At 61.8% G+C, this 7,979-nt stretch carries 10 protein-coding genes; 5 read left to right on the forward strand and 5 right to left on the reverse strand.

The genetic code is table 11. The annotated features are described in order from the left end of the window. Positions 1-177: 177 nt before the first annotated feature. Complete coding sequence (locus AC3ZU9_RS06090) at positions 178-591, reverse strand: hypothetical protein (protein WP_122809996.1); 414 nt, start codon at positions 589-591, stop codon at positions 178-180. A 177-nt stretch (positions 592-768) separates the two neighbouring features. On the opposite strand from AC3ZU9_RS06090, the gene AC3ZU9_RS06095 reads away from it, so the two are divergent. The 4 genes from AC3ZU9_RS06095 (at position 769) to AC3ZU9_RS06110 (ending at position 2,999) form a co-directional block, all read left to right on the forward strand. Continuing rightward, a complete protein-coding gene (locus AC3ZU9_RS06095) occupies positions 769-1,233 on the forward strand; it encodes a hypothetical protein (RefSeq protein WP_012722322.1) in 465 nt (154 codons plus the stop codon). A 14-nt stretch (positions 1,234-1,247) separates the two neighbouring features. After that, positions 1,248-2,060, forward strand: coding sequence for an SDR family oxidoreductase (locus AC3ZU9_RS06100; RefSeq protein ID WP_012722321.1), 813 nt, complete (start codon positions 1,248-1,250; stop codon positions 2,058-2,060). Positions 2,061-2,144: 84 nt separating this feature from the next. Beyond that, entirely contained in the window at positions 2,145-2,546 is a 402-nt protein-coding gene (locus AC3ZU9_RS06105; RefSeq protein ID WP_064054802.1) for a hypothetical protein, read from the forward strand. 132 nt (positions 2,547-2,678) lie between these two features. After that, positions 2,679-2,999 carry a hypothetical protein gene (locus tag AC3ZU9_RS06110; RefSeq protein ID WP_490090419.1) on the forward strand — a complete coding sequence of 107 codons (321 nt, stop codon included), beginning with the start codon at positions 2,679-2,681 and terminating at the stop codon, positions 2,997-2,999. Here the strand turns inward: AC3ZU9_RS06110 and AC3ZU9_RS06115 are convergent. From AC3ZU9_RS06115 to AC3ZU9_RS06130, 4 genes are read right to left on the reverse strand one after another with little or no spacing between them, the layout of a single operon-like run. Next, the gene (locus AC3ZU9_RS06115; protein ID WP_320400253.1) at positions 2,959-3,822 is read right to left on the reverse strand and encodes an HlyD family secretion protein; all 864 of its coding nucleotides are present in this window, start codon (positions 3,820-3,822) and stop codon (positions 2,959-2,961) included. The two genes, AC3ZU9_RS06110 and AC3ZU9_RS06115, sit on opposite strands and share 41 nt — an antisense overlap. Before the next feature lie 10 nt (positions 3,823-3,832). Beyond that, entirely contained in the window at positions 3,833-4,033 is a 201-nt protein-coding gene (locus tag AC3ZU9_RS06120; protein WP_012722318.1) for a DUF1656 domain-containing protein, read from the reverse strand. Further along, positions 4,023-6,200 carry an FUSC family protein gene (locus AC3ZU9_RS06125; RefSeq protein WP_490090420.1) on the reverse strand — a complete coding sequence of 726 codons (2,178 nt, stop codon included), beginning with the start codon at positions 6,198-6,200 and terminating at the stop codon, positions 4,023-4,025. Before AC3ZU9_RS06125 ends, AC3ZU9_RS06120 begins: the two co-directional genes overlap by 11 nt. Before the next feature lie 10 nt (positions 6,201-6,210). After that, positions 6,211-7,722 (reverse strand): efflux transporter outer membrane subunit, encoded by a 1,512-nt coding sequence (locus AC3ZU9_RS06130; RefSeq protein WP_490090421.1) that lies wholly within the window; start codon positions 7,720-7,722, stop codon positions 6,211-6,213. Positions 7,723-7,904: 182 nt separating this feature from the next. On the opposite strand from AC3ZU9_RS06130, the gene AC3ZU9_RS06135 reads away from it, so the two are divergent. After that, positions 7,905-7,979, forward strand: a 75-nt coding sequence (locus AC3ZU9_RS06135; RefSeq protein ID WP_490090422.1) for a helix-turn-helix domain-containing protein, incomplete at its 3' end; no start/stop codon positions are given.

Below are 7,979 nucleotides of genomic sequence, written 5' to 3' on the forward strand. Positions count from 1 at the left end.
GTGGGAAAATATTCCAAACCGGTTCCTGTATGAAGGAAATAAACACCTGCCCTGCAGGATCAGGTTCGGCGGCATTCTCTGCGCAATTCAGGCAACATCCCGTTGGAGAACATTGCACAGCAACACCGCAGACCTGTCCTTTTTACGGGATGACCTTGCAGGCTTTATGAAGCACCGTTAATGAGTTCCGGCTTTATCAAATTTATCCGCACCGTACGACTGGGCAACTTTACCCCCCACCACCATGGCTATGCCCAAGGCTTTAGAAAGAGAGCCACCACCGGAAGCCATTTTTTGCCCAGCCTCCTGGGCTGCCATGCCGCCCATGGCAATACCAAACCCCTTGGCATGCTTGGCAGTCATACCGCTATCGCGTAGTTCCGTTGAAGGCGCTTGCAACAGGGTCTGCCCCAGGTTTGTAAGCTTGTGATTCTGCATCCGGCCAGGCGGACGTGAACTCGGTTCTACGTTCTTGTGTGTGGACGCGCCAGCATCGTTCGGCGTTGGTGCTCGCTGAGCAGTGATGAGAGAGGTCACCACCGAGGCGAGGGCTGAGGTGACCGCGGGCGCAAGAAGGGCTGCGATAGTCATTATTCATCTCACTTGATCAGACTGCGTTGATATCGTCCTGGATAAAACGTATTTCCCTATGTTGGCTCTGTGGAAAAAACGCGTTGTTAGGTTCCTCATAAAGGAAAACCGATCCTGCGATAGGCATCCAGGCCATCGCGCGAGTAGGATGTTTTATCCGCATATGAGACTGTCACCATGTTCTTTGGCGTTCTACTGATCATCACTTGGCTGATCCTGCTACTGCGCTACCCGGCCAGAGCCTTGCCCGTGTCGCTGGCCGCCGCTGTCGGCCTCGGGCTCATAGCGATCTGGGTGGTGTGGCTGGATAACCGCGAAGCCTCACAACTGGCCCGCCTGGAACTGCGCATCACCTACGCCCCAGAAGAATGCCCGGCCGACCGCCCACTCAAACTGACCCTGAACAACGGCAACGACGTGCCCCTCACCGAGCTGCGTTGGCGCGTCGCCGCCTATGCGCCGGGCGACACAGTCAACCTCGCCGACAACGTCTACGCTGCCCCACGCTACCGCGGCCCAGGTGAGTTGCAGGCCGGCGCCACCTGGGACGATTGCCTGCCCACACCGCCTTTACGCCCCGGCTACCGCCCGCAAACCCTGGAATTTCGTGCCGAGCACCTGCAAGGCAGTTTCTCGGACTGACAAAGGACTGACCCATGCCCAACGTACTCATCACCGGTTGCTCCAGCGGTATCGGCCGCGCCCTCGCCGATGCCTTCAAGACCGCCGGCTACGACGTGTGGGCCAGCGCTCGCCGTGCGGAAGATGTCGCCGGTTTGTCCGCCGCAGGCTTTAACGCCGTGCAATTGGACGTCAACGACAGCGCCGCCCTGCAACGGCTCGCCGAACAACTGGGCGAACTGGATGTGCTGGTCAACAACGCCGGCTATGGCGCCATGGGGCCGTTGCTGGACGGCGGCACCGAGGCGATGCAGCGCCAATTCGAGACCAATGTGTTTTCCATCGTCGGCGTGACCCAGGCGCTGTTCCCTGCCCTGCGTCGCAACAAAGGGTTGGTGGTCAACATCGGCAGCGTTTCCGGCGTGCTGGTGACACCGTTTGCTGGCGCGTACTGCGCCTCCAAAGCCGCTGTGCATGCGTTGAGCGATGCATTGCGCATGGAACTGGCGCCCTTTGGCGTGAGCGTCATGGAAGTGCAACCCGGCGCCATCAACACCCACTTCGCCAAAAACGCCGGCGCCCAGGCCGAACTGTTGATCAATGAACAATCGCCGTGGTGGCCGTTGCGCGACGGCATTCGTGCGCGCAGCCAGGCCTCTCAAGACAAGCCGACCCCGGCCAGCGTGTTTGCAGCGGATGTGCTCAAGGCCGTCCAGCAACCTCAGGCGCCGCGCCTGCTACGTTCGGGCAATGGCAGTCGGGCGTTGCCATTGATGGCGGCATTGTTGCCCAAGGGGTTGTTGGAGAAGGTGTTGAAGAAACGCTTTGGGCTGACCGGTTCGCTCTAACCCTTCATTCCAGTCAATAACCCCACTGCACTTTCAGCGGCAAATACCAAGCCTCTGCCATACCTCTGCCAGCGAGCCTCACTGATGATTGACTACAGCGATTTTTTTGAAGAAGTGATCCAGACCCACGTCGAGATCGAGCAATGGTTTGCCGGCGTTGCACCCGAAGGCACCTTGCAAAACCTGCTTGCGCGTTTCTCGCCGGCGTTCAGCATGATCGCTCCCGCTACCGGCACACGGGTCAATGCGGCCGGGGTGAATGCGCTGTTCACGCGTTTGGGTGGCATGCGCCCGGGGTTGAAAATCACCTTGAGCGAGATGGCCGGGATTGACCGGCATGCGCGTGGCGCCACGGTGACTTACCGCGAGCATCAGATCGACGACAGCGGCACCCGGACGGACCGCCGCGCCACGGTGATCTTTGAGAAGCAGGCCAGCGGCGCACTGCTGTGGCGCCACCTGCATGAGACGTTTATCGCGCCATGAAATAACCATCAGGCCGGTTCCTACCTAAAACAGCGAACGGCCTGACATCACGCCAAGGAAACTATCCGCAGGCTCTTTCACCTCTGTCTACTCACAGATGAAAGGATACCAAGCGATTTCCTGCGAAGCGGTGTGCCAGATGCGCACACCACGACTCGCCAGCGACTGACCCGTCTGCTGGACCTGCCCAAGCTCTATCGAACCATTGACGCCGACCCGGCCATCGTCGGGGCCGATGTGGTGCACATCGGCAGTGATTATCAGGTGACGGTGCTACGTGAGTTTGTGCCGCTGTGCAGCATCAAGCCCAAGCGGGTGATTCTGCGGGAGATGGCGGGGCCGATACGTCAGTATCTTGCGGGTCAAACGCCGTCGCAAAGCCAGAGCCAAAACGCTATTCAAGTAACCGACCTCAATCTTCCGACAACTCCCGCACAATCACGGTGCAGGTAATGCCCGCCGCCAACAATACGCCCTCCGGCACCGCATCAATGTGAATCCGCACCGGCACCCGCTGGGCCAGGCGCACCCAGTTGAAGGTCGGGTTCACATCGGCGATCAGCTCGCGGCTCTCGGGGTTGTCGCGGTCGTAGATACCGCGCGCGATGCTTTCTACGTGGCCCCTCAGCGTCTCGCCGCTCATCAACTGCATATCGGCTGGGTCACCGACTTTCACATGGGGCAATTTGGTTTCTTCGAAAAAGCCGTAAACCCAGAATGAGTTCATGTCCACCACCGCCATCTTGGCTTCGCCGATACGTGCGTAGTCGCCTCGATGCACGTTGAGGTTGGTGACATAACCATCCACCGCTGCCACCACGTGCGTGCGTTTCAAGTTGAGTTCGGCCGCCTCCAATTGCGCCAGCGCGTGCTGATAGTCCGCCAGTGCCGAGTCGGCGATATTGCTGGCGTCGTCGCGGTTTTCCTTGGAGATCACCAGCGCATCGAGGTCAGCACGTCGATGGGCGTTGACCTTGCGCATTTCCCAGGTGGCTTTGCGGGAGGCCACGAGGGATTGCGCCTGCTTGACGGCAATGCGGTAGTGCTCAGGGTCGATCTGCATCAGCAGGTCGCCCTTTTTCACCCGTTGGTTGTCGCGTACCGGCACGTCGACCACTTCGCCGGTGACGTCGGCGGCTACGTTGATGATGTCGGCGCGTACGCGGCCGTCGCGGGTCCAGGGCGTTTCCATGTAGTGCACCCACAACGTGCGGCCAATCCAGATCGCCAAGGCCAGTACCAGTAAGGTCGCGAGCAGGCTGAAAAACTTTTTCATCGGGGCATTCTCAACGGTAAACGGTCAGCGCCAGGGCGCCGAACAGGCAAACGAACAGGCTCAGGCGCAGCAACGCCGGGTGCCAGAAAAAACGGTACAGGTCGAACCCGGCCAGGAAGCGGTCCAGGGCCCAGGCCAACACTGCGGCGATCAAAAACATCAGCGTCATGGTCGGCATGTAGACGCCGTGGAAGGCGATTTCACGAGGCATGCGTGGCTCCTTTGAGGGCCGCCAGGGGTGATTGCGGGTCGAGCAACGAGGTGCGGATAAAGTGCAGGTAACTCTTCACCCGGCGCAGCGCCGAGGTGTCGAAGTGCGGGGCGAAAGGTTCGTCGGTGGCCTGCACGCGGCTGATCGCATGGTCGACGGCAATCAAGCCACGCTCCAGGTTGCTGGCGCTGGGTTGCAGGAATAGCCGCACCAGCGAACGGCCCATCACCCGGATCGCCTGGCGCCAGGGCTGGGATTCGGCGTACGCCGGGTGCACCGGCAAAATCGCCTGCTCCTTGCGCAGCTCGATGATCGCGTGGCCGACTTCCAGCACCACAAACATCCAACGCAGCAAGTCGCGCTGTACCTGCGGCTGGCCGACCGCGAGGCCGTAGGCCTGGTGCAGCAGGTCGCGAGTGCGGCTTTCAAAACTTGAAGCCAGGCCCTTGAGCTTGCCGCTGATCGCATACACCACCTGCTCACGCAGGTCCTGCTCCAACCGGCGCCACAGCCAACGGCTGTTGGGCGGCAGGATGATCGCACCCGCCGCCGCGCACACCAGCATGCCGATGACCATGGCGATGTAGTCGTTGATAAAGGTGTAGGGGTTGTAGACCGTGAGGTTGTCCGGCACCGAACCGGTGCTGAAAAAGATCAGCAGGCCGACGCCGACACCCGCGTATTGCGGCCGCGAGGCGAGGAACGCGCCACAGATGATCACCGGGGCGAGCATCACGCACAGCAGCGGGAAGCCGTCGATCCAGGGGAACACGAAGAACATTTCGATAAAGCCCACCAGCGCGCCGATCAAGGTGCCGCAGGCCATCTGGAAGGCCATGCGCTTGGGGTTGGGCGTCGCAGCGGACAGGCCGACAGTCGCGGCGGCGATCAAGGTCATGGTCGCGCCGCTGGGCCAGGCGGTGGCCACCCAATAACTGCCGAGCACGATCAGGATGAAAGACGCGCGAATCCCCGAGGCGGCGCAGGCCAGCCAGTTGGTTTTGGGGATAAACGTTTCGTCCCACTGCTCGCGCGCATGGCTGTGGTCGGCCAGGGAAGCGTGGGTTTGCGCGTAGTTGTGCAGGTCATCGACGAAGCGATACAGCAGTTCGTAGGCCGTGTGGAAATCCAGTTGCTCGGCTTCGGTGGGGTCTGCTTCCTGGAAGGCCGCACGCAGGCTGCGGACCTTGGCCGGCAGACCATCCTTGTAGACGCTCAGCGCGTTGACCAGGCGCGCCGCATCAGGGCTGGTGAGCGCGCGACCGGAAAAACCGTCGAGCACTTCGGCAAGGTCTTGCAGGCCGGGTTTGATCGCCGCCACCACATGGTCCGCCTCGTCCGTGCGCAGCCGTTCAAGCAACTGGTGCAAGGCATTGAAGCGCGTGGTGATGCTCATGAATTCGCTGTTGAGGCGACTGAGCCGACCATTGCGCCGACGCATATGCGGGTCTTCAAACACCGTGACACTGCGCAGCCCTTCCAGGCCCACGGCTTCGGCGATAAAGCGCACGTTGCTCGCCTCGAACCCTTCACGCTGGCTGCGCCCGCGCAGGCCATCGGTGACGAACAGCGCGAACACGCCAAAGCGTTGGTACAAGGCGTTGCGCATCGCAGCGCTGCTGGTTTGCGGCAGGATCGCGGCGCTGACCAGGGTGGCGCACAGAATCCCCAAGGAGATTTCCAGCACCCGCCACACCGCCGCCATAAAGGCGCCATCCGGATGCGCCAGGGCCGGCAGGCCGACCATCGCCGCGGTATAGCCGGCCAGCACGAAGCCATAGGCGCGGAAGTTGCGGTTGCGCGTCGCGCCGGCGGTGCAGATGCCGACCCAGATCGCCAGCGCGCCAAGGAACAACTCGGTGTTCTGCGCAAACAAGGCAATCAACAGCACCATCACCGCCGACCCCGCCAGGGTGCCGAGGAAACGATAGAAGCTCTTGGCAAACACCTGGCCACTCTGCGGTTGCATCACGATAAACACCGTGATCATCGCCGTGCGCGGCTGCGGCAGTTCCAGGCGCATGGCCAACCACAGCGTGAGGAAGGCAGCGACCAGCACCTTGAAGATATACACCCAGGTCACGCCGTCGCTGCGTGCCCAGTCGAAAAAACCACGGCGCCACTCAAGGGAATGCAGCCAGCGCAGCGGTGCAGGCAAGGAAGTCATCAAATCCTACTCAGTGATCGAATACGGCAAGTGCCGCCGGGGTCTTGCTCGGGAGGATCTGGGCGGGTGGCGGTACATCGTTGCCGGCATCGAGCCCCCCGCCCAAGGCCGTGACCAGTTCAGCGTGGGCGCTCAAGCGAGCGGCCTGTACCTGTTGCTCCACCTGCTGCTGGCGGAACAGCAAGGTCTGGGCGTTCAGCACATTGAGGTAATCCGTGAGGCCGCGCTGGTAGGCGATCATCGCGATGTCGTAGGTCTTTTGCGCCGAGGCCACCGACTGCGCGGCGAAGACAGATTGCTTGTCCATCGATTCGCGGCGGATCAACTGATCGCTGATGCCCTTGAGGGCATTGACCAGGGTCTGGTTGTACCGGCCGACGGCGATGTCATAACCGGCGCTGGCTTCGCCCAGCTCCGCACGCAGGCGGCCACCGTCGAAGATCGGCAAGGTGATCGCCGGACCGACGTTATAGTTGAATTTCTTGCCCGCCAGGAACGCCAGCATACCGCCGCCGGTGGCCATGTAGCCGAGGCTGCCGACCAGGTCGACGTTGGGGTAGAAACCGGCGTGGACGACATCGATGCCACGGGCCTGGGCCGCGACTTGCCAGCGGCTGGCGACCACATCCGGGCGTTGGCCGAGCAATTGCGCGGGCAGGCTCGACGGCAATTTCAACGGTGCGGCCAACGACAGCGTAGGACGTTGCAATTGCGCCCCCGCCCCCGGACCTTTGCCCGCCAACGCTGCCAGTTGGTTACGGCTCAGGGCGATTTCTTCGTCCAGGGCGTCCAGTTGACGATGGGTTTCCGGCAGCGGTGTTTCGGCCTGGCTGACGTCAAAATGGGTGCCCAGCCCGGCATTCAGGCGCTTATGGGCCAGGTCGAGGATCTGCTGCTGCTGCGCCAGCGTGGCCGCGACGATATCGCGGTTGGCGTAGTGCAACGACAGCTGGATATAGGCGCGGACCACGTTGTTCTGCAATTCGAGCTGGGCCTGGCGCGCTTCGGCGACGCTCATGTGCGCCAGGTCGACGGCACGTTCGGTGGCATTGCTTTCACGGCCCCACAGGTCGAGGGCATAGCTCAGGCCCAGGGAAGCATTGTTGTCCCAGGTGTTGGCACCGCTCAGTTCGCCGGGGCCATAGAACTGATCCTTGGGCCAGTTGTGGCGCTTGAGGGCGGTGTCGCTGTTGATCTGCAACGACTCGGCCGACTCGGCGATACCGGCCATGGCCCGCGCCTCCCGCACCCGAGCGGCGGCCATGGCCATGCTTGGGCTGTGTTGGGTCGCGAGGTCGACCCAGCGGTTCAATTGCGGGTCACCATAGGCTTGCCACCAGTGCGCGGTGGGCCAGTGGGCGTCCTGGGCGGCGCTCTGGATCGCTTCGTCGGTGGCCAGTGTGCTGGCGTTGAGGGACTGGCCTTGGGGGGCGATTCCTCCGGTTCCGATGCAGCCGCTGATTGCTAACGATAAAGCCCAGACACTGAGAGCCTTCAACTCTCTGTTGATGCGACGCGGCACTGCTGCGAATTCCTGAGGTGGTGGTGCGGGGAGAGGTGGCGCAATTCTAGGGGGCGGCATGGGGAACGATAAGCTGGCATTCCTGTGAATCTTTGTTACCGTTCAGGCGATAATCCGTTGGTAGGGATCACTGGACGGCGTAACTTTCTGTCACAATTTGCTATCTCCCCTGAGAACACTCCATGGACACTTTGCAAAACATGCGCGCCTTCAGTTGCGTGGCCGAGGCAGGCAGCTTCACCGCCGCCGCCGTGCAA

Source organism: Pseudomonas sp. A39, from assembly GCF_058145955.1.